The sequence below is a fragment of the Mesorhizobium sp. M0106 genome (genome assembly GCF_040322715.1).
Taxonomy (GTDB): Bacteria; Pseudomonadota; Alphaproteobacteria; order Rhizobiales; family Rhizobiaceae; genus Mesorhizobium.
Genome location: NZ_JAMYUA010000015.1, coordinates 1 through 26,565 on the forward strand (window position 1 = coordinate 1; position 26,565 = coordinate 26,565).

General features: G+C 62.8%; 22 protein-coding genes and 1 riboswitch. Of the genes, 6 read left to right on the forward strand and 16 right to left on the reverse strand.

Going from position 1 to position 26,565, the window contains the following annotated elements:
* Positions 1–263: 263 nt before the first annotated feature.
* Complete coding sequence (gene thiB / locus NKJ55_RS16365; protein WP_352450810.1) at positions 264–1,277, reverse strand: thiamine ABC transporter substrate binding subunit; 1,014 nt, start codon at positions 1,275–1,277, stop codon at positions 264–266.
* A 43-nt stretch (positions 1,278–1,320) separates the two neighbouring features.
* A riboswitch (TPP riboswitch) is annotated at positions 1,321–1,435 on the reverse strand.
* 127 nt (positions 1,436–1,562) lie between these two features.
* Here thiB and NKJ55_RS16370 point away from each other — a divergent pair.
* From NKJ55_RS16370 to NKJ55_RS16385, 4 genes are all read left to right on the forward strand, one after another.
* Positions 1,563–2,207 (forward strand): thiamine diphosphokinase, encoded by a 645-nt coding sequence (locus NKJ55_RS16370; protein WP_352450811.1) that lies wholly within the window; start codon positions 1,563–1,565, stop codon positions 2,205–2,207.
* Positions 2,208–2,222: 15 nt separating this feature from the next.
* On the forward strand, positions 2,223–4,043 hold the full coding sequence (locus NKJ55_RS16375; protein WP_352450812.1) for an ABC-F family ATP-binding cassette domain-containing protein: 1,821 nt from the start codon (positions 2,223–2,225) through the stop codon (positions 4,041–4,043).
* A 76-nt stretch (positions 4,044–4,119) separates the two neighbouring features.
* Positions 4,120–4,362: a type II toxin-antitoxin system CcdA family antitoxin gene (locus NKJ55_RS16380; RefSeq protein ID WP_254816484.1), complete on the forward strand. Its 243-nt coding sequence runs from the start codon at positions 4,120–4,122 to the stop codon at positions 4,360–4,362.
* Positions 4,362–4,661 (forward strand): CcdB family protein, encoded by a 300-nt coding sequence (locus tag NKJ55_RS16385; protein ID WP_352450813.1) that lies wholly within the window; start codon positions 4,362–4,364, stop codon positions 4,659–4,661. The genes NKJ55_RS16380 and NKJ55_RS16385 overlap by 1 nt, the downstream gene beginning before the upstream one ends.
* Positions 4,662–4,694: 33 nt before the next feature.
* Here the strand turns inward: NKJ55_RS16385 and NKJ55_RS16390 are convergent, their stop codons facing one another.
* Both NKJ55_RS16390 and NKJ55_RS16395 read right to left on the reverse strand, forming a co-directional pair.
* Positions 4,695–6,374: a hypothetical protein gene (locus NKJ55_RS16390; RefSeq protein ID WP_352450814.1), complete on the reverse strand. Its 1,680-nt coding sequence runs from the start codon at positions 6,372–6,374 to the stop codon at positions 4,695–4,697.
* Between the two features lie 72 nt (positions 6,375–6,446).
* On the reverse strand, positions 6,447–7,745 hold the full coding sequence (locus NKJ55_RS16395) for an adenylosuccinate synthase (protein ID WP_352450815.1): 1,299 nt from the start codon (positions 7,743–7,745) through the stop codon (positions 6,447–6,449).
* A gap of 314 nt (positions 7,746–8,059) precedes the next feature.
* On the opposite strand from NKJ55_RS16395, the gene NKJ55_RS16400 reads away from it, so the two are divergent.
* A complete protein-coding gene (locus NKJ55_RS16400; RefSeq protein ID WP_352450816.1) occupies positions 8,060–8,962 on the forward strand; it encodes a DMT family transporter in 903 nt (300 codons plus the stop codon).
* Positions 8,963–9,023: 61 nt separating this feature from the next.
* Here NKJ55_RS16400 and serA read toward each other — a convergent pair whose 3' ends face one another.
* From serA to glmM, 5 genes are all read right to left on the reverse strand, one after another.
* A complete protein-coding gene (serA, locus tag NKJ55_RS16405) occupies positions 9,024–10,622 on the reverse strand; it encodes a phosphoglycerate dehydrogenase (RefSeq protein ID WP_352450817.1) in 1,599 nt (532 codons plus the stop codon).
* A gap of 183 nt (positions 10,623–10,805) precedes the next feature.
* Positions 10,806–11,981 (reverse strand): phosphoserine transaminase, encoded by a 1,176-nt coding sequence (locus NKJ55_RS16410; RefSeq protein ID WP_352450818.1) that lies wholly within the window; start codon positions 11,979–11,981, stop codon positions 10,806–10,808.
* Positions 11,982–12,163: 182 nt separating this feature from the next.
* A complete protein-coding gene (locus tag NKJ55_RS16415; RefSeq protein WP_352450819.1) occupies positions 12,164–12,913 on the reverse strand; it encodes an outer membrane protein in 750 nt (249 codons plus the stop codon).
* A gap of 232 nt (positions 12,914–13,145) precedes the next feature.
* A complete protein-coding gene (locus NKJ55_RS16420; protein ID WP_352450820.1) occupies positions 13,146–13,973 on the reverse strand; it encodes an outer membrane protein in 828 nt (275 codons plus the stop codon).
* 226 nt (positions 13,974–14,199) lie between these two features.
* A complete protein-coding gene (glmM, locus tag NKJ55_RS16425) occupies positions 14,200–15,552 on the reverse strand; it encodes a phosphoglucosamine mutase (protein WP_031213285.1) in 1,353 nt (450 codons plus the stop codon).
* A gap of 874 nt (positions 15,553–16,426) precedes the next feature.
* Here glmM and NKJ55_RS16430 point away from each other — a divergent pair.
* Positions 16,427–17,089, forward strand: coding sequence for a hypothetical protein (locus tag NKJ55_RS16430; protein WP_502901040.1), 663 nt, complete (start codon positions 16,427–16,429; stop codon positions 17,087–17,089).
* A gap of 530 nt (positions 17,090–17,619) precedes the next feature.
* Here NKJ55_RS16430 and ftsH read toward each other — a convergent pair.
* From ftsH to tolR, 8 genes are all read right to left on the reverse strand, one after another.
* Entirely contained in the window at positions 17,620–19,545 is a 1,926-nt protein-coding gene (gene ftsH, locus NKJ55_RS16435; protein WP_023677989.1) for an ATP-dependent zinc metalloprotease FtsH, read from the reverse strand.
* Positions 19,546–19,650: 105 nt separating this feature from the next.
* The gene (tilS, locus tag NKJ55_RS16440; RefSeq protein ID WP_352450908.1) at positions 19,651–21,081 is read right to left on the reverse strand and encodes a tRNA lysidine(34) synthetase TilS; all 1,431 of its coding nucleotides are present in this window, start codon (positions 21,079–21,081) and stop codon (positions 19,651–19,653) included.
* Positions 21,082–21,138: 57 nt separating this feature from the next.
* Entirely contained in the window at positions 21,139–22,248 is a 1,110-nt protein-coding gene (ybgF, locus tag NKJ55_RS16445; protein ID WP_352450822.1) for a tol-pal system protein YbgF, read from the reverse strand.
* A gap of 188 nt (positions 22,249–22,436) precedes the next feature.
* On the reverse strand, positions 22,437–22,943 hold the full coding sequence (gene pal, locus NKJ55_RS16450) for a peptidoglycan-associated lipoprotein Pal (RefSeq protein WP_023677992.1): 507 nt from the start codon (positions 22,941–22,943) through the stop codon (positions 22,437–22,439).
* Between the two features lie 223 nt (positions 22,944–23,166).
* Positions 23,167–23,544, reverse strand: coding sequence for a four helix bundle protein (locus NKJ55_RS16455; protein WP_352450823.1), 378 nt, complete (start codon positions 23,542–23,544; stop codon positions 23,167–23,169).
* 43 nt (positions 23,545–23,587) lie between these two features.
* Complete coding sequence (tolB, locus tag NKJ55_RS16460) at positions 23,588–24,859, reverse strand: Tol-Pal system beta propeller repeat protein TolB (protein WP_245274748.1); 1,272 nt, start codon at positions 24,857–24,859, stop codon at positions 23,588–23,590.
* 79 nt (positions 24,860–24,938) lie between these two features.
* The gene (gene tolA, locus NKJ55_RS16465) at positions 24,939–26,096 is read right to left on the reverse strand and encodes a cell envelope integrity protein TolA (protein ID WP_352450824.1); all 1,158 of its coding nucleotides are present in this window, start codon (positions 26,094–26,096) and stop codon (positions 24,939–24,941) included.
* 7 nt (positions 26,097–26,103) lie between these two features.
* Complete coding sequence (gene tolR / locus NKJ55_RS16470; RefSeq protein ID WP_352450825.1) at positions 26,104–26,562, reverse strand: protein TolR; 459 nt, start codon at positions 26,560–26,562, stop codon at positions 26,104–26,106.
* Positions 26,563–26,565 lie beyond the last annotated feature (3 nt).

Consider the following 26,565-nt stretch of genomic DNA (forward strand, 5'->3'; position numbering starts at 1 on the left):
GGCCGCCGATGCTGCCAAAGTTCCCATCAGCCATCGCATCAAGAAATGCGCCTGGAACGACGACTATCTCATCAATGCCATCACTCATATGCGATAGCCCTGCCCTTGAGGGGGGGGGATTGCGCACTCAGCCGCCTTCGCCAATCTCACAAGTGGCAGGACGAGGAGAGGCGACAAAGCTGCCGACCTCCCCCCTTGAGGGGGAGATGGCCGGCAGGCCAGAGGGGGGTGGCTTGGCGCAAACATCCGACGAGGCTTGAGCCCTACTTGCTCATCGCCGCAAGCCACTCATCGACCCAGGCCTTGCGGTTGGCCGCGACGTCTTCCGGGCTGAACAGCAAGGTCTTGGTCGGCTTGACCAGCTTGTCGAACGCCGGGTTGAGCGGCTTGTCGGTTTTGCCGGCCGGGAACATCCAGTTGGTTTCGGGAATGACATCCTGGAATTTCGGTCCGGTCATGAAGGCAATGAACTTTTCCGCCAGCGGGTTCTTCGCACCCTTGGTGGTGATCCCCGCAACCTCGATCTGCAGATATTCGCCCTCCTCGAAGGACGCCGCCTGGTAGCGCTCGGTGTTTTCGGCGACCATGTGGTAGGCCGGCGAGGTGGTGTAGGACAGCACCATCGGCGCCTCGCCCTTGGTGAACAGGCCGTAGGCCTCGCTCCAGCCCGGCGTTACCGTCAGCACCTTCGCCTTGAGTGTGGCCCAGGCTTCCGGCGCCTTGTCGCCATAGACCGACTTGACCCACAGCAGCAGGCCAAGGCCCGGCGTCGAGGTGCGCGGATCCTGGATGACGATCTTCTCTCCGGCATCGCCCTCGACCAATTCCCTGAGGCTCTTCGGCGGGCTCTTCAGTTTTTCGGTATCGTAGACGACGGCGAAATAGCCATAGTCGAACGGCACGAAAATATCGTCGCTCCAGCCGCCCGGCACACTGACGCCCGATACGGCGCCGTGCGGCGAAAACAGGCCGGTTGCCTTGGCGTCGGCGGTTAAGTTGGTATCGAGGCCAAGTACGATATCGGCCTTGGTCGCGGCGCCTTCCAGCTTCACACGGTTGAGCAGCGCCACGCCGTCGGCGACCGAGACGAATTCGACGACGCAACTGCATTCGGCCTCGAAGGCCTTCTTCACCGCCGGTCCCGGACCCCAATCGGCGGTGAAGCTTTCATAGGTATAGACCGTCAGCCTATCCTGTGCCGATGCCTGCCCTGGCAAGGCGAGCGCGGATGCCGCAAGCAGGACAATTGAGACAAGAGAGTGGAAAAAACTGCGCATCGGCGCCTCCTTCGTTCGCGTTGAAAGGAATTGAGGCGTCGGGCTGTCCGAAACGTCTAATCCCTCCGCCGGTACAAACCGGATCAGGTTCAGCGGGTTGGCAGTCTTGCCTCTCAGCCGGTCCGCGAAAATCGCGTCCGGCACCCCGTTAGAGCGTTGCGACACATAGGCCCGGCGGAAGTGCTGCGCAAGCGGAAGTTTGCCGGGCATCCAAAGCCCAGCCTTCCGTTTCGTCTGCCGTTTCATCTTCCGTTTCCGGGGCAGGGCTGGTAAGGGCCACGAGATATGAGCACATTCACCATCCTGCTTGGCGGCGATCTCATCCGCACGCCGCTGCTCGACCGCCAGGTCGAAGGCTCGCGTGTCATCGCCGCCGATGCCGGCATCGGCCATGCCCGCATGCTGGGCCTGAGGCCGGAACTCTGGGTCGGCGATTTCGATTCGGTGCCTGCCGAGTTGCCGGAGGATCTGGCCGCCGTGCCACGGCAGGTGTTTCCCGCCGAAAAAGACAAGACCGACGGTGAACTCGCTATCGCCGCCGCACTCGAACGTGGTGCGACCAGCCTTGTGCTCGCAGGCGCCTTCGGCGGCAAACGTACCGACCACATCTTCCTGCATCTGGCGCTGAGCGTCCGGCTGGCGGAAGGCGGGACGGAAGTGCTTTTGACCAGCGGCGCACAGGAAGGCATTCCCTTGCTGCCGGGAAAGACTGACTTCGACTATGCCGACGGCACGCTGTTTTCGGTGCTCGGCTTTTCGGATCTCGCCGGCCTGACAGTCACCGGCGCCAAATGGCCGCTCGACCATGTCGAGGTTGCGTTCGGCTCGTCGCTGACCATTTCCAACGAGGTCAGGGGCCGGTTGGAAATCGCGCTGGCCAGCGGCCGCGCGCTGCTGCTCGCGCATCCCTATCCTCTTCCGGAAAGCTGAGCCCAGAAAGCTGACATGGCGCCGCCGCTTCTCAATCTCGACGGGATAAAGCTGACCTTTGGCGGCACGCCGCTGCTAGACGGTGCCGCCCTGACAGCCTCAGTTGGCGACAAGATCGCCCTGGTCGGCCGCAACGGCTCTGGCAAGTCGACGCTCCTCAAGATCGCCGCCGGGCTGATCGAACCGCAGGACGGCGAAGTCTTCCGCCAGCCATCGGCGACCGTGCGCTACTTGCCGCAAATGCCCGACATGGACGGCTTTGCGACTGTCCGCGCCTATGTCGAGGCGGGGCTCGGGCCGGCCGACGATCCCTACCGCGCCACCTACCTGATGGAGCATCTCGGCCTATCCGGCGAGGAACGGCCGAACGACCTCTCCGGCGGCGAGGCGCGGCGCGCCGCCCTCGCCCGCGTCATGGCGCCGGAGCCCGACATTCTCCTCCTCGATGAGCCGACCAATCATCTTGACCTTTCGGTCATCGAATGGCTGGAGGAGGAGCTTGCCCGCACCTCCTCGGCACTGGTCGTCATCTCGCATGACCGCCGTTTTCTCGAGCGCGTGTCACGCGCCACAATCTGGCTCGACCGCGGCCAGACCCGCCGTCTCGACAAGGGCTTTGGCTATTTCGAGGAATGGCGCGACACGGTGCTGGAGGAGGAAGAGCGCGAGCAGCACAAGCTCGGTCGCCAGATCGTCCGCGAGGAGCACTGGCTGCGCTATGGGGTGACAGCGCGGCGCAAGCGCAACATGCGCCGGCTCGGTGAGTTGCAGACCATGCGCCAGCGCTTTCGTGGTCATCGCGGCGCCGAGGGTGCGGCGACGATGACAGCCAGCGACGCCGCCGAATCCGGCAAGCTGGTGATCGAAGCCAAGAACATCGAGAAGAGCTTTGGCGATCTGACCGTGGTCAAGGGATTCTCGACCCGCATCCAGCGCGGCGATCGCGTCGGTCTGGTCGGGCCGAACGGCGCCGGCAAGACGACGCTGTTGAAGATGCTGACCGGCGAATTGAAGCCGGACGCGGGCACGGTGCGGCTCGGCACAAATCTGGAGATCGCCACGCTCGACCAGAAGCGCGAAACCGTCGACCCGCAGGAGACATTGGCGCAGTATCTCACCGACGGGCGCGGCGAGAACCTCGTCATCAATGGCGAGCAGCGCCACGTCGTCTCTTACATGAAAGACTTCCTGTTCAAGCCGGAACAGGCGCGCACGCCGGTGCGCGAGCTTTCAGGCGGCGAGCGGGCACGGCTGATCCTCGCCCGCGTTTTGGCGCGGCCGGCAAACCTGCTTGTGCTCGACGAGCCGACCAACGATCTTGACATGGAGACGCTGGAGCTGCTGCAGGAACTGGTCGCCGGCTTTGCCGGCACGGTGATCCTGGTCAGCCACGATCGCGATTTCCTCGACCGCACCGTGACCAGCATTATCGCGCCGGATGGTGACGGCCGCTGGATCGAATATGCCGGCGGCTATTCCGACATGCTGGCGCAGCGCGGCGGCACCAGGCTGGACGACCGCAGGGCGCGGCCAAAAGCAGAAGCCGGTGAAGCGACGGCGGCAAGCAGGAACGAAGCGGCCGCACCGAAGGGCTCGGCCAAGAAACTGTCGTTCAAGCAGAAATTCGCGCTGGAATCGCTGCCCAAGAAGATCGAGGCGGTGTCGGCCTCGATCTCGCGGCTGGAGAACAACATCGCCGATCCGGCCTATTACGAGCGTGACCCGGCCTCGTTCCAGAAGACGATTGCCGCGCTCGACAAGGAGCGCGTCACACTGGCAGCGCTCGAGGAGGAATGGCTGGAACTGGAAATGCTGCGCGAGGAGATGGAGGGGTAATTCGCGAGTTCAAGCACCTTGTCATTGCGACTAGAGAGGAATGCGCATATGTTATGCGCATACTGTGGAGGTGATCATGCGCAAAATTGCTGTGAATGCGGTTCGCCAGCCGGCAAATCTGTCGATCGACTCAAAGCTCATGAAGGAAGCCAAGGGGCTCGATGTGAATGTCTCGCGCGCCGCTGAAGCCGGCATCGCCGAGGCCGTGGCCGCCGAAAAGACGCGGCTGTGGAAGCTTGAGAACCGCGCGACGATAGATGCGTGGAACGAATATGTCGAAAAACACGGTATTCCGCTGGCAGAACATCGGCAATTCTGATGGCGCGCTACGACGTCTTCGCGGGTAGCATCGAAGGCGGCTATCTCCTCGACGTCCAGGCCGATCTGCTAGACCATTTCAAGACCCGGGTGGTCGTCCCGCTTCTGCCGGCTGCGATGGCGCCATCACCAATGCGAAAGCTCCACCCGATTTTCGAGATCAATGGTCGGAAATTGGTCATGGCCACCCATTTGATCGCCACGGTTGCGGCGACGGAACTGGGCGAGAGCCGACTGAATCTGACGAGGCATCACGACGAGATCGTGGCCGCGCTCGATATGCTGTTCCAGGGCTTCTGAACTGCTGGGGAGCTTCGGGGTGGCGGACCGTCTTCACCCCGCCGTCTTAGTCTGCCAGGCCTTCAGCGCCTCGTCGAACACCTTCTCGCCTGGAATGCCCTTTTCCATGGTGAGCAGCGCCCGCCGCCCGGTCTTGTAGACGACCGGCACGTCGATCCAGTCCTGGCCTCTGAGCAAGGTCAGATTGGCGTCTTCATCCGCCTTGGTATCGTTGAGCGCAACCAGGAAGAAACCGTCGGCGATCTTGGCCGGGATGCCGATCAGCGGGCTTCCGGCATCCTGCTCGGAGCCCTTCATGGCGACACGCAGGATGTTGTCGACGCCGCCGCCCTCGAAGCCGTCAGGCGTCAGGAAGATCATCTCGATGATATGGCTGGCCGGCAGCGTCTGGTCGGTGTTGCGACGGATCGTCATGCGCAACTGGATATCCTTGCCTGGAATGGTCGCCTCGGCGCGGATCGCCGGCTCGGGCGGCAAGTCGCCGCCGGGCGATTCCTGCACTAGCGACCAGACGATGTTGCCGGGCTCGGCCGAGCCTTGAGCGGTGCTGGTGCGCTCCTCGTAGAAGATCGCCTTCTGGCCGACGGCCAACGTGGCTTGCGGCGGAACTGCCGTTGGTGCCGCTGCCGGTGCGGGCGGCGGGGCGGCCGCTGCAGCATCGGCCGGCGCTGCTGCCCCGTTGGCGGGCGGCGTCGCGGGAGTTGGTGCAGCGGACCCATCGACTGCTGGAGCATTGGCCGTGGCTTGCTTGTCGGCGGGTGCGGCCGGTGCCGGCGCGGCGGGTGCCGGGGTGGTCGGCGCCTGTGCGGCCGATGGCGGCGTGGTCAGTGCGGCGACGGATTCGCCTTCGCCGATGCCCGCCTGCCCGGCCGCGGGGCCGGGATCGACTTCGTGGCCCTCGGGCGTCAGGCGCTGCGTGAACTTCGCGCCCTCGCCGGCCTCCGTCGGAGGCGCGGCGGCCGGTACGGCCGCATCGGCCTCCGGCTTGGCCGGGGCTGGTTTTACCAGCGGTTCGGTGGCGACGGCTTTGGTCGAGTCGAGGCCGAGCATGCTGCCGAACGCATCCTTGTTCAGCCAGATGCCATACCCACCACCGGCAATGACAAGCAAGGCAATGGCGGCGGCGATCAGACCGCCATAGCTGCGCCTGCGCTCGGCAGGATGGAGCCGCTGGAACGTGTCCTCCGCGGGGCCGCCGTCGTTGGAAAAGTCGTCGCCCCGAAAAACGCCGTCTTGGCCGTCAGCCGTCGGAAGATCCATATCGGACGGCGGCGGACCAGCGCGCTCCTGAGAAAGAGCGACGGGCTGCGGCTTTTGCCAGTTCGGCGCCGGCTTGGCGGGCGTGGGCTGCCAGGCTGGCCCGGTCTTTGCCGGCTCGGTCTTGGCCGGCTGCCATGCCGGCTCCGTCTTTGCTGGCTGTCGGATATGGCTGGACTGGTTCTTGTTGCGGTCGATGGAGGAGAAGATGTCCTCCAGTTCCGCCAGCGGGTCGGGTGGCGGCGCAGGCTTGGCATAGTCCCGCTCGACTTTGGCGATGGCGTCTTCCAGTGCACGCATCTGCCGGTCGACATCGGAAGGCGTCATCGTGGCCTTCTCTGCCAGTTGTTTCGCGATTGACGAACGGGCCCTGTCATAGACCCTGGCGCGCACTTCCGCCGACGGCTCACCGAGTTTATCGAGCGCCTTTTTCAGAATAGGAACAAAATCTACCATACGTCAGTCGACCTGCATTTGTTTCTGGGCCGGCCCCCGCAAATCAGCCGCAATGCCCGGAAGGCTGAGAAACTAGTCTTGAAACGGATCGGTCACAAGTATCGTGTCGTCCCGTTCAGGGCTGGTGGAAAGGAGTGCGACCGGCGCGCCGATCAGCTCTTCGATGTAGCGGACGTACTTCACCGCCTGGGCCGGCAGGTCGTTCCAGCTGCGCGCGCCGGCAGTGGTGCCTTTCCACCCCTCCAGCGTCTCGTAGACCGGTTCGACGCGGGCCTGCGCACCCTGGCTGGCCGGCAGGTAATCGATCGCCTCGCCGTCGAGTCGGTAGCCGGTACAGACCTTGATCTCGTCCAGCCCATCGAGCACATCGAGCTTGGTCAGCGCAATGCCCTTGATGCCGTTGACGGCGACGGCCTGGCGGACCAGCACGGCATCGAACCAGCCGCAGCGCCGCTTGCGGCCGGTGACGACGCCGAATTCATGGCCGCGCGTGCCCAGGAACTCGCCGATCTCGTTCTTCTGTTCGGTTGGAAACGGGCCTTCGCCGACGCGCGTCGTATAGGCCTTGGTGATGCCGAGCACATAGCCGATGGCGCCCGGCCCGACACCCGACCCGGCGGCGGCCTGACCGGCAACCGTATTGGACGAGGTGACGAACGGATAGGTGCCGTGGTCGATGTCGAGCAACGTGCCTTGCGCGCCCTCGAACAGGATGCGCTCGCCGGCGCGGCGCTTGTCGTCGAGGATTTTCCAGACGCGGTCCATATAGGGCAGGATCTCGTCGGCCACCGAGATCAGCTCGCTCATGATCGCCTCATGCGTGACCTCGGCATGGCCGAGCCCGCGCCGCAGCGCATTGTGGTGCGTCAGCAGCCTGTCGACCTTCAAGGGCAGCGTTTCCAAATCCGCCAAATCCATCACCCTGACCGCGCGCCGGCCCACCTTGTCTTCATAGGCGGGACCGATGCCGCGACGGGTCGTGCCGATCTTCGTTCCGGAATTGGAAGCGGCGTCCTCGCGAAATCCGTCCAGCTCCCGGTGCAAGGACAGGATAAGCGCGGTGTTTTCGGCTATTTTCAGGCGGTCTGGCGTCACCTCGATGCCCTGCGCCTTCAATTTCGCAACCTCCGCGACGAAAGCGTGCGGATCGAAGACGACGCCATTGCCGATGATGGAAAGCTTGCCTTGCCGCACCACGCCGGACGGCAGCAGCGACAGCTTGTAGACCTTGCCGTCGACGACCAGCGTGTGGCCGGCATTGTGGCCGCCCTGGAAGCGCACGACAACATCGGCGCGCTCCGACAGCCAGTCTACGATCTTGCCTTTGCCCTCATCGCCCCATTGCGAGCCGACGACCACCACATTGGCCATATTTCTTTTCCCTTGAGACGCCGCACGAGCAGCTTGAAACAATTCGAAACGATAGGCCTCTATCGCATCGGCCCCCAAAATCGGAATCGATTTTCGGAAAAGCACGACGCGAGCCTTCCGACGCGTACTTTGTAGCGTCCAATTGCACGCACGTCGCTCTATAGCGTCAAGACCCGGCGAGCGCGACCACTCTTTGCCGCCCAAAACGCTCCGAGGCACAACAATTTTCGTCTTTGACATCATTTACTTGGGCTGGCGGTCGCAATAGGCCCACACCGACCGTCAAATTCCCTCTGCCTGGCCGGGAGTTCACGATGCATCGAGCCGCCTATCTGTTCCTGCTGTGCACCACCTTGCTGTGGGGCGGCAACTCCGTGGCGGGAAAGCTGGCGGTCGGTCATATCTCGCCGATGACGCTGGTCTTCCTGCGTTGGCTGCTGGCGGTTCTGATCCTGCTGCCGATCGGCTGGGGAACGCTACGCCAAGACTGGCCGGTGGTGCGCAGGCACTGGTTGCTGCTTGGCGGGCTCGGCGCTTGCGGCTTCGCCTTTTTCAATGCGATCTTCTACACGGCGCTCAACTACACGACGGCGATCAACGTCTCGATCGAGCAGGCGGCGATACCGATCGTGATCATCATCGCCAATTTCGTGCTGTTTCGTCTGCGGGTGAACCGGGTGCAGATGGCTGGCGTCGTGCTGACCATCATTGGCGTCGCGGTGACGGCGAGCCATGGCGACCTGCGCCAGCTTCTCAAGCTGGATCTCAACTTTGGCGACGCGATCATGCTGGTCGCCGTGCTTTGCTACTCCTTCTATTCGGTGGGGTTGCGGCTGAAGCCGGTCATCCGCTGGCAGAGCCTGATGCTGGCGCTGTCGGTTGCCGCACTCGTCACATCGCTGCCTTTCTTCCTGTGGGAGATTGCCGCCGGCAAGGTCATCGTCCCCGATGCCCGCGGCTGGGCGGTCGCGTTCTATACCGCCATCGGTGCTTCGGTCATCTCGCAGATCTTCTATATCAGGGGCAACGAGCTGATCGGCGCCAACCGGGCCGGCCTGTTCATCAATCTGGTGCCGATCTTCGGTACGCTGCTATCGGTGCTGATTGTCGGTGAGACATTCCAGCTCTATCAGGCGCTGGCTCTCGCGCTGGTGCTCGGTGGCATCAGCCTCGCCGAATACAGCGGACGGAAGATGGCGGCATCCGCTGCTGAATGAAGTCGCTTGCCGCGACGTTCCGCCGCCCCGCGTGCTGCTGCACACACGGGGCGGCCGAATTTCAGGCTATCCCCACATCGAAATGCAGCCGCTTGGCGGAGTCGATCGATTTGTGCGAGCGCACCTGCGCCAACACGTTTTCCGGGAACGGCGCATCGAGATAGAGCAATGCGATGGCATCGCCGCCCGGCCGGTTGCGGCCGAGCTGGAAGTTGGCGATGTTGACGCCGTTCTCGCCGCACACCGTGCCGAGCAGGCCGATGATGCCGGGCGCGTCGGCATTGGTCGTGTAGAGCATGTGCTGGCCGACCTCTGCGTCGAGATTGATGCCCTTGATCTGGATGAAGCGCGGCTTGCCGTCCGAAAAACAGGTGCCGGCGATCGAGCGCGTCCTGTGCTCGGTCTTGACCGTCAGCTTGATATAGCCGTCGAACACGCCCGACTTGTCACGCTTGACCTCGGCGACGATAATGCCGCGCTCCTTCACCATGATCGGCGCCGACACCATGTTGACGTCGGAGACCTGCGGCCGGATCAGCCCGGCAAGGGTGGCACTGATCAGCGCGCGCGTGTTCATCGTCGCGGTCGAGCCGTCGAACAGTATCTCGACCTCCTTGATCGGATCCTCGGTGACCTGTCCGACAAAGGCGCCGAGCACTTCGGCAAGCTTGACGAAAGGTTTCAGCCGCGGCGCCTCTTCGGCGGTGATCGACGGCATGTTGATGGCGTTGGAAACGGCGCCCTTGATCAAATAGTCGGACATCTGCTCGGCGACATGCAGGGCGACATTCTCCTGCGCTTCGGTGGTCGACGCGCCGAGATGCGGCGTCGCCACGACATTCTCCATGCCGAACAGTGCGTTGTTGTCCGCCGGTTCGACCTCGAACACGTCGATGCCGGCGCCGGCCACCTTGCCGCTCTTCAGCGCCGCGATCAGGTCGGCCTCGACGATCAGCCCGCCACGGGCGCAGTTGATGATACGCACGCCGGTCTTCATCTTGGCGATCGCCGCGGCGTCGATGATGTTGCGCGTCTTGTCGGTAAGCGGCGTGTGCAGCGTGATGAAGTCGGCGCGGGCGAACAGCTCGTCGAGCTCGACCTTTTCGACGCCGAGCTCCTCGGCGCGGCTGTCCGACAGGAATGGATCGAAGGCGATGACATGCATCTTCAGGCCGACGCCGCGCGTAGCGACGATCGAACCGATATTGCCGCAGCCGATGATGCCCAGCGTCTTGCCGGTGATCTCGACACCCATGAAGCGGTTCTTTTCCCATTTGCCGGCGTGGGTCGAGGCGTTGGCCTCCGGTATCTGGCGGGCCAGCGCGAAGATCATGGCGACGGCATGCTCGGCGGTGGTGATCGAATTGCCGAAGGGCGTGTTCATCACGATGATGCCCTTGCGGCTCGCCGCCGGGATGTCGACATTGTCGACGCCGATGCCGGCGCGGCCCACGACCTTCAGCCTGGTCGCGGCATTGATCAGCTTCTCCGTGACCTTTGTCGCCGAGCGGATGGCCAGCCCATCATACTGGCCGATCACTTCGAGCAGTTTTTCCTTGTCCTTGCCGAGATCCGGCAAATAGTCGACCTCGATGCCGCGATCCCTGAAGATCTGCACGGCGGTGGTGGAAAGTTTGTCTGAGACGAGAACGCGGGGCATTGGCTTGGTCCTTTGCGATTGGCGTCCCTCCCCCTTGAGGGGAGGGTCGGCGCGAAGCGCCGGGGTGGGGTCGTTGCGGCCGGATGCGGCCAAATCTTTTTCTTTCTGGATGGCGGATCGTTGAGCGGGTGGAGGCGACCCCACCTGGCCCTTCGGGCCACCCTCCCCTCGAGGGGGAGGGAGTCAGGCCGCCGCTTTGAGCGACGCCTTTTGCGCCGCAAAGGCCCAGTCGAGCCAGGGCAGCAGCGCTTCGAGATCGGAGGTCTCGACTGTCGCGCCGCACCAGATGCGCAGGCCGGGCGGTGCATCGCGGTAGGCGCCGATGTCGTAGGCGACGCCTTCCTTGTCGAGCACCGAGACAATTGCCTTGGCGAACGCAGCCTGTCCATCGGCGTCGAGTGCAGCGACTTGCCGGTCGGTGAAGGAAAGGCAGACCGATGTGTTCGAACGCGTCGCCGGGTCTACGGCAAGATGGCCGAGCCAGGAAGATTTTCCGACAAAGCGATCGAGAACGGCGGCATTGGCATCCGCTCTGGTGACCAGCGCGTCAAGGCCGCCGATCGACTTCGCCCAACGCAGCGCGTCGAGATAGTCCTCGACGCACAGCATCGACGGCGTGTTGATGGTCTCGCCCTTGAATATGCCTTCGATCAGCTTGCCCCCCGAGGTGAGACGGAAGATCTTCGGCAGCGGCCAGGCCGGTTTGTAGCTTTCCAGGCGTTCCACGGCGCGCGGGCTGAGGATCAGCATTCCGTGCGCGCCCTCACCGCCCAGCACCTTCTGCCAGGAGAAGGTGACAACGTCGAGTTTCTGAAAATCGAGCTGTTGCGCAAAGGCCGCCGAAGTAGCGTCGCAGATGGTCAGGCCCTTGCGTGTGGCCGGGATGAAGTCGCCGTTCGGCACGCGCACGCCCGACGTCGTGCCGTTCCAGGTGAAGACCACGTCGCGGTCGAAGTCGATTTTGGTCAGGTCGGGCAGTGCGCCGTAGTCAGCCTCTAACCTGCGCACATCGGCGAGCCTCAGCTGCTTGACCACATCGGTGACCCAGCCGGAGCCGAAGCTCTCCCAGGCCACCATGTCGACGCCGCGCTCGCCGAGCAGCGACCACAGCGCCATTTCGACCGCGCCGGTATCCGAGGCCGGCACGATGCCGATGCGGTAATCCGCCGGAACCTGGAGGATTTCCCGCGTCAGCTCGATCGCTTGTTCGAGCTTGGTCTTGCCGATCTTGGCACGGTGCGAGCGCCCGAGCGCGGCATTTTTGAGCGCCTCGACCGACCAGCCGGGGCGTTTTGCACAGGGACCTGAGGAAAAATTGGGATTTGCCGGACGGAATCCGGGCTTGGTATGCGTGGACATCGTGGTCTATCCTTCCAGATAGTGGCCCCTCGTTGGGGAGGGGTGGCCCACGGATGGCGATATGCGTTCAGGCTTTCGGCGTCAAGGGGAAAGTTTTTGTCGCTGCCGGGATATTGCCGAGGGCGAAACGCAAACGGCGGGCCTGCGACCCGCCATTGTCAACGCCTCGGCTTCGATCGAGCCTACCAGAGATCGTAGCGTAGTCCGACTTTGACTTGATGATTGTTGATCCCTTTGCGGATCGGAAAAGAAGTCAGACTCTCGGCAGTCACATATTCGGCGTCTGGCGCGGAAAAATACTGATAGCCCAGATCGACTGAGACGTTCTTGGACACTTGGTAGGCAAGGCCGGCATTCAGCGTGTAGGCGAAGGAGTATTGGGTCTTGTTGTCACGCAGGACGAAATCGTCGGTGGGGTCGGCGTTGTCGGTGAAGTAGCTCGCCGAGAGGCGACGCTTGCTCTGCAGGATACCGACACCAGCGCCGAGATAAGGTGTGATTCCGACATAGGTCCCAAGATCGACATAGCCATTGAGTATGCCTGAGAAGGCATAGTTCTTCAGGGTCGCCGATGCCACGGTCGTTCCGTCGTTATAGCCGACGTCGATCTTGTTGCCGGGAAGATAGCCGACATTGAGATCGGCGCGCAAATAGTCGTTGAAATGGTAGCCGAAGCCGATGCTGGCGAAGATGGGATCTTCCTTTTCGTCGAAGCTCGCGGGTGTAAAGGCGAAATGCTCATCCTTGAAGCTCTTCTGCACCAGATAGGAGACATCGCCACGCAGATACCATCCCGAGCCAACCTCGACCGGTACATAGTCGGGCGCCTGGTCGACATAGACCGGCGGTTCGTAATCGGCGCCAAGCGCCGGCGTCAGCGGCACCAGGACGACTGCTGCAAGCGCCAGTGCTACAGGCGATTTGAATGTCATGGTCCTCGGCTCCCGAACTTGGCGCATTCGCGATCGCGCGCCGTTTCAGACAGCATTGTTAACCATAGTGGTTAAGTGCGGGTTAAGGATAACAAGGCGTTAGCAATTGATTTGATCCGCCTTCGCTCCTCGAGCCGGACGGTGTTACAGAGCGCCGCAGCATGTTTAGGCAGCCAAACGAAACCGCCCGGCATCAGCCGGGCGGTCAACGAATTCCTCGATTTCGAAGCGACTACTTGGTGTAGACGGGCTCGGGTTCCGGAACATAAGGTTCCGGTTCAACGCAGTCCGATCTGCCGAACTGGTAGCGCAGGCCGCCGCGCACCTCATGAACATTGATGCCATTGTCATAGCCGGGGCCGACGCCGCTGCCGAAGTCGAACATCTTCCCACCGTTTATATGGCTGTAGCGGTAGCCGACGTCGAGTTTGACGCGATCGGTCAAACAGTAGGATGCGCCAACCATGGCAGCATAGGCAAAACGCCAGCCCTTGCCGCCGTGGTGGAAGAATTCACCGTCTTCATCGCTGTTGTGGAGTGTATCCCACTTAACCCAGGCGCCGCCGATGCCGGCGCCGACATAGGGCGTGATACCGTGCCATGTGCCGATATCGACATAGGCGTTGGCGAGCAGCAGCAGCGCGGTATAGGACGAGGTGTCGACCGAAGTACACGGATCTCCATCAAGGCAGATGCCGCTGGTCGAGCCGCGGAAGGTGGATTTGCTCATCCAGTCCGCGGTCAAGTCGGTGCGGAAGTGCCGGTCGATTTGATAGCCAACGCCGGCACCGGCCGAGAAAGCACTCTTCAGCTTGCCGCTGTCAAAAGTGCCGGTTCCGGGAGGCGGTCCGTAGGTGATATAGTCGGCGCCGCGAAACTTCGACCAGTGATAGTCGATGTCGCCACGGATATACCAGCCGCCAAAGTCGGCCGGCTGCTCGTAGGCGATCGGTGGCGGCGCCTCCTCGACGACGGGCGGCTCGACGAAATCGGCGGCGAATGCCGGCCCGGCGCCGGCAAACAGCGCGGCCAGGAGAGCCATTCTTGCTGTGTTGAACATGCTTTATCACCCCTGAGAACCCTCGAACGGCGAACGCGCCCGAAATGTGATTGATCTCAGTTGTGGATAATGAATCGGAAAGGTTAAAAGGCGTTTAACCGTATTGATTAACCACGAATCACTAAAAGTGGAGCAATCTGGCGGCCGTTGCTGCAGGCGGAGCTGGCCGCGACTCAATAAAATGCCCGCCGGCAAGGCGGGCTTTTGAACCGATGTTGGAGGGAGATCAGGCGGCGCTGCGCGTTTCCGAAATGACCTCGACGATGTCGTTGACCACGGACTCGACAAGCTGCGGGTCGTCGCCCTCCGCCATGACGCGGATGAGCGGCTCCGTGCCGGATGGCCGGATGACCAGGCGCCCGGCCTTGCCGAGGCGATTGCGCGCATCTTCGATCGCCGCCTTGACCGGCGCCTCCTCCAGCGGCTTGCCGCCGGAAATATGCACATTCTTCAAAAGCTGCGGCACCGGCTCGAATTTCTTCGACAGTTCGCTGACCGGCCGGTTATGGCGCTTGATGCAGGCGAGCACCTGGAGCGCCGAGACGAGCCCGTCGCCGGTAGTCGAGAAATCGGACAGCACGATGTGGCCCGACTGTTCGCCGCCGACATTGAGCCCATGGGCACGCATGTGCTCGACGACATAGCGGTCACCGACCTTGGTGCGATGCAACTGCAGGTTCATGTCGCCGAGGAAGCGTTCGAGGCCGAGATTGGACATCACCGTCGAGACGACGCCGCCGCCGGCCAGCCGTCCGCTCTGGTGCCAGGATTCGGCGATCAGTGCCATGATCTGGTCGCCATCGACGATCGCGCCGTTTTCATCGACGATAACGACGCGGTCGGCATCGCCGTCGAGCGCAATGCCGATATCGGCGCGCACCTCGTGCACCTTCTTTTGCAGGCCGGCCGGATGAGTCGAGCCGCATTCCTTGTTGATGTTGAAGCCGTTGGGCTCGACATTGATGGCAACGACCTCGGCGCCGAGTTCCCACAGCGCGTCGGGCGCCACCTTGTAGGCGGCGCCATTGGCGCAATCGACGACGATGCGCAGGCCCGACAGCGACATCGAGCGCGGCAGCGTGCGCTTGGCGAATTCGATATAGCGGTCATGCACGCCGTCGACGCGTTTGGCGCGGCCGAGCCCATCGGAATCGGCGAGCGCCAGTTCGATATCCTTGTCGAGCATCCCCTCGATACGCTCCTCGATCTCATCGGACAGCTTGTAGCCGTCGGGACCGAACAGCTTGATGCCGTTGTCGTAATAGGGGTTGTGCGAGGCAGAGATCATCACGCCGATATCGGCGCGCAGCGAGCGCACCAGCATGGCAACAGCCGGCGTCGGAATCGGGCCGAGCAGGAAGACATCCATGCCGGCGGCGCACAGGCCGGATACCATCGCGTTCTCGATCATGTAGCCGGAAAGCCTGGTATCCTTGCCGAGCACGACGCGGTGGCGGTGGCTGCCGCGCTGGAACGAGAGGCCGGCGGCCATGCCGACCCGCATGGCGACCTCCGCCGTCATTGGAAACTTGTTGGCTCGCCCACGAATGCCGTCCGTACCGAAATAATGTCCTGCCATGTTCGCCAGCTTCCCGATGGTTCTTTCCGAGCATCTCATGCCATAAAATGGCCCAAGCCCCGTCATCACATTGTATGATTATGGACGACCAATCCTTAGAAAATTATTGTTTTGTGTGTTTTGCGTCACGCTAGTGTGTTGATTTTCAAGTTCCGAGCCCTTGTTGCGGCAGCAACATCAGAAACGTCAACTCAAACCTCATCTGGATCCTTTGGTCTGTGGCAGTGTGGCCTTGAACCCGAATCCGCATCGTGCTGCTCCAGACAGTGGTAGGCTCAGGTCCGCCGCACCCGCCTATTTGACTGGCTGTCATGCGACGCATTGTCCTCGCTGGGAACCAGCCATATGCGCGCTCTCCGTGCAATAAACCCGGACGAACTTGGCCGGGAGACAGTCCCGGCAACGAATTCATCACCTTAAAGAAAAGAATGCACTTCTAAATTTGTCTCTACGCTACTTAGCATCTGGCGCAACCAGCCGTTGAGCGCTATTGCTGCACTGGGACATATCATGAACCGCCGTAGGGAGAAAACGCATGCTCATCCACCGACTTGCCACTTTGACGGGTCTTGCCGTCGCGACCTTATTCCTGGCGGCGCCTGCCAACGCGCTGACCATGGCCGAGTGCAGCACCAAGTATAACGCGGCTAAGGATGCGGGAACGCTTGGCGGGCAGAACTGGAACCAGTTCCGCAAGGCCCAATGCGGCACCGATGCCACCGCCGCTACAACCGAACCCGCGCCAGCCAAAGCCACGGCCAAGGCCGCCGACACGACCAAGGCAGCCGCCGCCGACGATGCGGCGCCGGGCCTGACGGCGAAGGAGTGCAGCACCAAATACCAGGCCGCCAAGGCTGCCGGCACGCTCAACGGCATGAAGTGGAACGACTTCCGCAAGACCCAGTGCGCCGCCGGCGCGACGGCAGCCGCACAACCCGCCGCCACGACCAAAGCAGCGGCGGCCAGCAGCGATGACGCGGCGCCTGGGCTGACGGCCAAGGAGTGCAGCACCAAATACCAGGCCGCCAAGGCTGCCGGCACGCTCAACGGCATGAAATGGAACGACTTCCGCAAGAGTGAATGCGCCGCCGGCGGAACTGCAGCCGCACAGCCTGCCGCGGCACCTGCCAAGGCGACGACAGCCGCCGCGACCGATACCGGCAAAGGCCTCAGCATGGCGGATTGCAGCGCCAAATATCAGGCTGCCAAGGCCGGCAACACGCTGAATGGCATGAAGTGGAACGACTTCCGCAAGAGCCAATGCGGCGCCGGCGCAGCCGACGACGACACCCTGCCGGCTCCCGACGCCAAGTACACCGGCGATCCGCAACCGCCGACCATCACCGCCCCCCAGGGCGTGAAATTCCCGACGACGATCTCCAAGAAGTATGCAACCGAGACCCCGGCCAAGGGCCGCATGCACACCTGCCTCGACCTCTACTACGCCAACAAGGACGCCAACACGCTGGGCGGCCTCAGGTGGATCCAGAAGGGCGGCGGCTTCTACAGCCTCTGCAACGCCAAGCTGAAGAGCTGACCGGCGCCACCATCCGACGACATGAGCCCGCGAGCCCCAAGGTTCGCGGGCTTTTTTGTTGCTGCCGAACAAGTGAGAGGGCCTTCCGAGGTCGAACCAACAGTCAGATCGCGTTTCTTCGCTCTGTCCGGCCGACATCGATCTCGGCACCACCGGAACTTTCACAGCCAGAAGCAGAAAACCCGCCTCAGCGGGCGGGTCGTCAGCGCCAATTGGCACTATACCCAAATTAATAGCATAGCTGCCGGCACAAAGCAAGAACAAAATGTGGCGCCGCCGGCAAAAAAATGCGAGCTTCATTCTCCGGCGCGCTTTGTCGATCTTCCCGAAATCGTCAACGAGGACGATAGAAGGCCCCATTCCTTCGCGCCCCTCTCTGTCCTGCCGGACATCTCCCCCACGAGGGGGAGATTGGCCGTCATCGTCACTTTCGCCAATTTCCAGCGATGCAGGAAGGGTCGCATTCCCCAAGAGAAAACGCCGCGGTTAGAGCCGCGGCGTTTCGAAGTCGATCTGTCCTGGGCCGGAGCCTAGCTTGATGGCTGGGGTTCCATGCCGCCTTCGGGCTCGGGGCCTTTCTTGCGGCGGCCGGACTTCGGCACGGCCGAGCCGCGGCTCGGCGGCGTATCGTCGCCAAGGTCGCGCGCGGGCTTATTGCCGGCGATCAGCTGCTTGATCTCCTCGCCGGACAGCGTCTCGTATTCGAGAAGGCCCTGCGCCAGCGCGATCCATTCCTTCTTTTTCTTGGTCAGGATGGACCTTGCCGTCGAATAGGCCTCGTCGATCAGCCGGCGCACTTCGGCGTCGATGATCTGCGCCGTCTCTTCCGAGATGTTCTGCGTGCGCGCCACCGAATGGCCGAGGAACACCTCCTCCTGGTTGTCGCCATAGGCGACATGGCCGAGCTTGTCCGAGAAGCCCCAGCGCGTCACCATGGCACGCGCCAGCTTGGTCGCCTGCTCGATATCGGAGGAGGCGCCCGAGGTGATGTTCTCCTTGCCGAACTTGAACTCCTCGGCGACACGGCCGCCCATCATGATCGCGAGGCGCGAGATCATGTATTTGTAGCTCATCGAATAGCGGTCGCCTTCCGGCAGCTGCATGACCATGCCGAGTGCCCTGCCGCGCGGAATGATGGTCGCCTTGTGCAGCGGATCGGCCGACGGCACGTTGAGCGCCAGGATGGCATGACCGGCCTCGTGATAGGCGGTCAGCTCCTTCTCGGCCTGTGTCATCGCCGACGAGCGGCGCTCGGCGCCCATCATGATCTTGTCCTTGGCGTCCTCGAATTCGGCCATGGTGACGAGGCGCTTGTTGCGCCGCGCCGCCATCAGGGCGGACTCGTTGACCAGGTTCATCAGGTCGGCGCCGGAAAAGCCCGGCGTGCCGCGCGCGATCACCTTGAGGTCGACATTGGGCGCCAGCGGCACGTTGCGCACATGCACTTTCAGGATCTTCTCGCGGCCGACGATGTCGGGGTTCGGCACCACCACCTGGCGGTCGAAGCGGCCCGGCCTCAGCAGCGCCGGATCGAGCACGTCTGGCCGGTTGGTGGCGGCGATCAGGATGATGCTTTCGTTGGATTCGAAGCCATCCATCTCGACCAGCAACTGGTTCAGCGTCTGCTCGCGTTCATCATTGCCGCCGCCGAGGCCGGCGCCGCGATGGCGGCCGACCGCGTCGATTTCGTCGATGAAGATGATGCAAGGCGCGTTCTTCTTGGCCTGGTCGAACATGTCGCGGACGCGGCTTGCGCCGACGCCGACGAACATCTCGACGAAGTCCGAGCCCGAAATGGTGAAGAACGGCACGTTGGCTTCACCCGCGACCGAGCGGGCGAGCAGCGTCTTGCCGGTTCCGGGAGGACCGACGAGCAGCACGCCGCGCGGGATCTTGCCGCCGAGCCGCTGGAATTTCTGCGGGTCGCGCAGGAATTCGACGATCTCTTCCAGATCTTCCTTGGCTTCGTCGACGCCGGCGACGTCCTGGAAGGTGACGCGGCCATGTGCTTCGGTCAAAAGCTTGGCCTTCGACTTGCCGAAGCCCATGGCGCGGCCGGAACCGGACTGCATCTGGCGCATGAAGAATATCCAGACGCCGAGGATGAGGATCATCGGCAGCCAGGAGATCAGGGTGCCGAACAGCGAATTGGAGCCGTCGGATTCAGGACGCGCATTGATGGTGACGTTCTTGTCCTGCAGCCGCGAAACCAGCGACGGATCCCCAGGCGAATAGGTCTGGAAGCCGTTGGAACTGTCAGTGTAGTTGCCGGAGATACGGGCGCCGGCGATGGTCACCGACTTGATCCGTCCCGCCGCGACTTCCTGCAGGAACTGCGAATAGGGAACATCGCTCGAGGCTCCACGCGTCTGCGGCGTCTGGAAAAGATTGAAGAGAGCGATGAGCAGGACCGCTATGATCGCCCAGAGCGCGAGGTTGCGATAATTCGGATTCATCAATTGTCCCGTTGGCGCCGCTGGGCGGACACGCGTCGTGAGAGGAAACTTGGCCATAACATAGGGAGAGCGTTCCCCCTTGCCAAGCATAACAGCAGGTCTCGGTTAAGCATTCGGCCGTGGTAGGCCGGCACTGTGGCCACCGAATGGCGAGGCTGGAACCGGCGCCGCGCCAAGCAAGGCGGCGACGGCATCGGCCGGCGCCAGATCGAAGGACGGCAGGAAACGGGCGAAGGGCGCGACTGCCGGATATGCGGCGACAGCCGCCGGCATCGGGCCTTCCCCGGGCAAACCCGGGCCTTCCCCGAGCAAACCAAGGCATTCGCCGTCCCGCCAGAGCGCCGGCTCGGCGGCCAGGGCTGCGCGTACAAGACTTGCCGGCGTGCCATGCCCTTCAATTGCCCGCTTTGCGGCAAGAGCCGCCCCGAGCGGTGCTACCAACAGCGGCGCGATCAACAATGCACCTGGACTGTCGCCCAATGTGATCCGTCTGCGGCCGTCCCACAGGGCATTGTCGGAAACCGCAACAGCGGGCGGCAGATCGCGCAATTCGCGGTGCAGAAAGATGCCGGTACGCCGGGCATCGATCACGGTCCGCGACAATGTGGCACAAAGCGGCCCGGTGCGGAACCGGCCGAAAAGGGCTTCGCTGCGGGCCTGGTCGGGAAGGAAGGCGGTGCCGCCGGTCGCCGCCAGCAGGATGCGCAGCGCATAAATGGCCGCCCGGCTGTCGGCGGCCGTCGCAAAATCACGATCGAGGCGGACGAGGCCGGCGGCCGGCCTGGAGGCCAAGCTGCGGATCAGCATGGCCGCGCGATGTCCCAGCTGCTCACGCTCGACCGCCGCCTTTCTGGCCAGCGCTATCGCTTCAGCCACGCGAGGCGTACCATCGCCTTCGGCAAGTGCTGCGCGGACGCGCGGCCGCTCGAAAGCGGTGTCGGCATTGGTCGGATCTTCGATCCAGGCAACCTGTTCACGCCGCAGGAATTCGCGCAGGTCAGCACGCCTTATGCCGAGCAGCGGCCGCACGATCCAGTGCCGCCACTCGTAGAGGGTTGCCGGCGCCATGCCGGCAAGGCCCCGCCCTTCGTCGCGCGGCCTCTCCTCACCTGGCCCGTCGTCACGTGCTTGCCGCATCAGCACGGTCTCGGCCTGGTCGTCGGCGGTGTGGCCGGTCAGGATCAGGCCGATGCCTGTCGCGTCGGCGGCCTCGGCGAGCAGCCGGTATCGGGCTTCGCGCGCGGCGGCAGGCAGGCCGGTCGAGGGTTTGTGCCCCGACCAGGCGAGGACGCGATGGGCAATGCCGCGCGCCGCGCACAGCCTGGCCACGGCTTGCGCTTCCGCTGCCGCTTGCGGCCGCAATTGATGATCGATCGTTACCGCCAGCAATTTCGTTGCCGGGGCGTTACGGTCGAGATGGGCTTTGAGGAGGAGGAGAAGGGCGGTCGAGTCGCTGCCGCCGGACACGGCCGCAACAGCGCCGTTGGAAAAGTCGATCCGCGAAAAATCCGAAAGGTCAGGCTCGGTGTCGAGCATCATGCATGTCGCCCAAAAGTGGACCCGGTTTTGGGGCTACGACATGCAACAGAAAAACTAGCACGCCGCGAGCGCCCTTTCCTGCTTGACCCGCTCCTTGAGCGCGCCGGAAATATCGGGATAGCGCTTGCCGATCTCGCTGAAGGTGGCACAGGCCACGTCGCGCTGCTTCAGCCCGACAAGTGAAACGCCGAGCTTCAGCAGCATGTCTGGCGCTTTCTTGGCCTTGGGATAGTCCTTGCTGGCAGCGAGGAAAGTCTCGGCCGCATCGCGGTATTTCTGCTGGCCGAGCAGCGATTCACCAAGCCAGTAATGCGCGTCCGCCGCTTTGGCGTCCTTGGGAAAACGGGCGATATGGTCGCGGAAGCCCTGTTCGGCGGTGCTGTAGTCGCCCGACAGGATGAACTGGTAAGAATTGCGGTAAAGCTCTTCCGGATCGTTGGTCGACGGGAGTGCCGCGACCACCGTATCATCGGATTTACCGGCCTTGTTGCCGGCTGCGCTGGCGCCGTTGGCTGGGGCCGTATTCTGCTGCGGCGCATTCGCTTGCGCATTGCCGTCGGCTTCGACGACATTGCCGTTTTTGTCGACGGTGATGGTGCCGAACGTCTTGGGCGGCGCGCCGGGGATCAGCTTGCCGGGATCGCCGTTGGGCGATTCGACGATGACGTCCTCGACGCTCTTGTCGCCGTCTGCCGCCTTGCCCGCATCGGCCGCAGCCGGCGTCCCCGGCGCCTCCGCCACGTTACTGTCGCCGTTGGGGCTGTCGCTGCTAGGCGCCGCCTCGGACTTCTTCTGCTCGGCCGGCTGCTGCGCGCCTTGCGGACCGCCTTCCAACTGCTGGAAGCGGAATTCGTTGTCTTCCTGCTGCTTGCGGATCTGCTCCTGCATCTGCAGGACCTGGAAATTGAGTTCCTCGATCTTGCCATTCATCTGCCGGAGCTGTTCCTCCAGCGCCGGAGTGCCGGTGCCATCCTGTTGCGCGAATTGAACCTGATCCGGCTTTTTCTTTTCGCCGAAAATGCCGGGCAGTTTGATCGTCGGCAGGTGGAAGGAAAAACCGCTTTCCGATGACGGCCCGGTGCCGTTTGCCCCGTCAGCAAGTGCCGCGATACTTGATACGAGCAGCAGCGCAAGCGTGCCGCTCAAGACCGATCTGAAATGCATGTGCCTCTCGCCGTGAAACCATTGTTGCGCGCCTCTCATTCGAAGTAGACCAGTCAACTGGGGACTAGCCAGACGCTCTCGGCTCTTAACAGGACGTGAGACTTCGGCCAAATTTTGTTTGGAGCGAGCAGATATGAAAAAGGCGGCCTTTTGGCCGCCTTTCACACCAAGTGTTGCATTTATGCCGATCAAGAACCGGCGCCGCCCAGCGTGGTTACGGCGCGGCGGTTCTGCGACCAGCAGGAGATGTCGTCGCAAACCGCGACCGGACGCTCCTTGCCGTAGGAAATGGTCTTCAGGCGCTGCGCCGAAACACCCTTGGCGACCAGGAAGTCGCGTGTGGCGGCAGCACGGCGGGCGCCGAGCGCCAGATTGTATTCGCGCGTCCCGCGCTCGTCGGCATGGCCTTCGATGACGATGGCATACTGCTTGTACTGGTTCAGCCACTGCGCCTGGCGCGACAGCGTCGTCTGCGCATCGGCGCGGATCGAGGACGAATCGGTATCGAAGAAGATGCGGTCGCCGATATTGACGGTAAAGTCCTGGGCCGACCCTGGCGTTGCCGCGCCGGCGCCGTTGAGGCCAAGATCGGCGGCGCTGTTCGGCGTCTTCTTCGAGGCGCAACCGGTGATCGCGAGCATAGCGACCAGCGCGATCATGACCGGGTTTGTGGTAAGTGCTGCGATACGGCCCATGCCGCCTCTCCTTCGCAATTCGAGTGATTTCATTGATCGTCCAGTAACCACGTTTGGGTTAACCGACGCTCAAGAAACACGGTTAAAATTTGGTTTTCGGCTGCCGTCCGCAACCGTTCTGCCGAGGGGCGACAATGAGCGCGGACCGTAGGCGGAAATGCGGCCAAAACATGAAAAAGAGGGAATTGAGGAACTGAAGAACTGAGGAATTGAAGAAAAGGAATTACGTCAGCTTCTCTCTGAGGCTCACGAGCATCCCATGGATTTGGGCATAAGATTGCCGCCAGGCGTCGAGTTGGGACTGCGTGATGTATTCAAGATCGAACGCGTAACATATCCACGTCTCCACTTCGCTGCATGACCCCACCGCCATCGAAACGAAGCGAGCGAATTCGGCTTTGGAATGGCTCTGCTTGGCAAATCCCTCAGCTAAATTGGCGCAGATTGCCTTACTCGAGCGACGCAATTGATCGGCTAGCGCGTATTGCTCAATTTTCGGAAAAGCAAGCGTGGCTCTATGCACCTCAAGAGAAACCGCGTAGGCGCGTTTGTAGACCTCCAGGTCCCTCGCGCGCTCAACGTAGCGCCCCGGCTTCTCCATCTCCTCAGTTCTTCAGTTCTTCAATTCCTCAGTTCTTCTTCCATCACTCCAGCAGCGGCGACCAGGCCGGATCCGAGGCGAAGTTCGCCGTCGGGATCGACTGTTCGTTGCGGCCGGTGAGATCGACCGAAACAAGTTTTGGTCCGCCATTGGAATCGCGGAAGAACATCAGCACCCGGCCGTTGGGCGCCCAGGTCGGCCCTTCCTGCTGAAAGCCGGTGGACAGGATGCGCTCACCCGAACCGTCGGTGCGCATGACGCCGATCTGGAATTCGCCGCCGGTCTGCTTGGTGAAGGCGATGAGATCGCCGCGCGGCGACCACACCGGCGTCGAATAGACGCCGTCGCCAAACGAGATGCGGGTCTGGCCCGAGCCGTCGGCGCCCATCACATAGATCTGCGCGCGGCCGCCGCGATCCGAGGTGAACACCACCTTGCTGCCGTCAGGCGAATAGGAGGGTGAGGTATCGATGGCGGTCGAGTTGGTGAGCCTGGTCGTCGAGCGGCTTCTCAGATCCATGGCGAAGATGTTGGAATTGCCGTCATCGCGCAGCAGGCTCATGATTACCTTCTGGCCGTCCGGCGAAAAGCGCGGCGCAAACGTCATGCCGGGGAAATTGCCGACCAGCTCGCGCTGCCCCGTCTCGATCTGCAGCAGGTACACCCGCGGCTGGCCGCTTTCATAGGACATGTAGGTGATTTCCTGCCGGTTCGGCGAAAAGCGCGGCGTCAGCACGATCGATTTACCGTTCGAGAGATAGCGGACGTTGGCGCCGTCCTGGTCCATGATGGCAAGCCGCTTCTTGCGCGCATTCTTGGCACCGGATTCGTCGATGAAGACGACGCGCGTGTCGAAATAGCCCTTCTCGCCGGTCAGCCGCTCGTAGATCGCGTCGGCGATGATATGGGCGACGCGCCTGGTATTGGCGTCGTTGGCGAAGAACTGCTCGCCCGACATCTGCTGGCCGGCAAACGTGTCCCACAACCGGTACTGGGCGCGAATGCGGCCGTCAGCCTCCTTGCCGACACTGCCGGTGACCAGCGCCTGCGCATTGATCACCTTCCAGTCTTCGAAGCGCGGCGTGGCATCCGGGTTCGAGATCTTTTCAATGAAAGCGCTTTTGTCGATCGGCGCGAACAGGCCGGAGCGTTTCAGGTCGGCACTGACGATGCCGGAAATCTCGGCGCCGAGCGCATCGCCGCCCTGGAAGTCCGTGATGGCGATCGGCAACGGCTCGACATTGCCCTTATTGACGTTGAGCTCAACGAGCGCCCGCGCCGGCAGGGTGACAGCAACAGTCATACCCAGCGCCATCGCTGCGATCGTCAGGAGCGGCTTGAGGATGGATTTCATGTCTTCTCGCTTCTCTTCGCTGATTCTGTGGGAGCCGGGCCTAAAGACCGAGCATCTCCCTGGGGTCAAAAGTGACCCGAACGTCGGACCAGATGTCTTGCTTGCCCGCCGGAACCTGCAAGCCGGCCACATCGCATTTCTGAACCGCGCGCACTGCACTTTCGTCAAACGGGCGGTTTCCGCTCGACTTTTCAACGCTCGGCCGGCCATCCAGCTTGCCGGAGGCGTCCAGATTAAACCGGACCACGACGACGAAATTCTCCGAACCCTCGAGCCCTGCCGGAAGCGTCCAGCAACCACCAAGCTGGGCCTCCAATGCCCCCTGCTCCGATTTCGAAAGCCTCTGGCCCTGGTCCTTCTCGCCGCCGAGCGATGCCTGCTGGGTCGAGCGCTTGGCGCCGCCGCCGGACGGCTTCCGCTTGTCGAGCAGCGCCGAAATCTCGTCGGCATTGAATTGCTTGTCGTCCGATTTCGGCCTGGACGAGGCTTCCTTGACCGGCTTGTCGGTGTCCTTGCGCTCCGGCGCCTTCGCGCTTTCAGCCTGGGCCGGCTGCGGCTTTGGCCGAGCCTCGGGCGCCGGCGCCGAGTCCGGAAGCTGCGCCTCCTCGGTCGGCGGTTGCTTGGCAATCGCCTCGGCGACGGCATCCGGCTTGACCTCGGGCTGCGGATCGATCGCGGCAGTCTTGTCCTGCGGCGGCGTGGGCGTCGGCTCCTTGGCCGGCGTCGGCTTGGGCTCGGTCTGCTTGACAGGTTCGGGCTTGACCTCTTCCTTCGGCTGCGGCACCGGCGCCACCTCCGTAGCGGGAATAGGCTTCGGCTTTTCCTTCGGCTTCGGCACGTCCTCAGGCTTGGGCTTTTCGACCGGCGTCGGCGCGGGTGGCGGAGCCGCCGTCATGTCGACCGGCTGGGGCTTGGGCTCAGGTGTCGGCGGCTTGTCGGTATCGACGCTGTTATCGCCGACTTTCTGGGCATCGGGAACGAAGTCGGGACGCTGTGTCGGCAGCGGCGCCGGCTTGTCATGCATCACAGACTTCTTGTCGCCTTGCAGGACCTGTGCCGTCGCTTCCATCGGCACGATCTCGACCGACACCGATTCCGCATCGGACGCAGGCATCGCGGGCGGCGCCGACAGCGTGAACAGCCCGAAGGCAATCGCCACCGTATGCAAGATCACCGATGTGGTGAGGCCGGTCCTCATCTTGCGTCTACTGATCCTGTTCCTGCAGTGAAACCAGGCCGATATTCTTGTAGCCAGCAGCCGAGACGCGGGCCATCACCTTCATGGCAGTGCCATAGTCGGTGGACTTGTCACCCCTGATGAAAATGCGCTCGTCATAGCCGGTCTTCGAGATCGACTGCAGCTTTGCCACCAGCTCCTCGATCGGGATCTCGGTTTCCTGGAGGTAGATCTGACCGGCCGAGTTGATGGACACGGTTATAGGCTGCGTATCGGCGTTCATCGCTTTGGCCTGCGTGTCCGGCAGGTCGACCGGCACGCCGACCGTCAGCAACGGTGCCGCGACCATGAAGATGATCAGCAGCACCAGCATCACGTCGACCATCGGCGTGACGTTGATCTCCGAGATCAACGCGTGGTGGCGGCCGCGCCGCCTGTGGCCGCGCCCGCCGCGTCCTCCGCCACCTGCGCTTACGGACATTCCCATGAT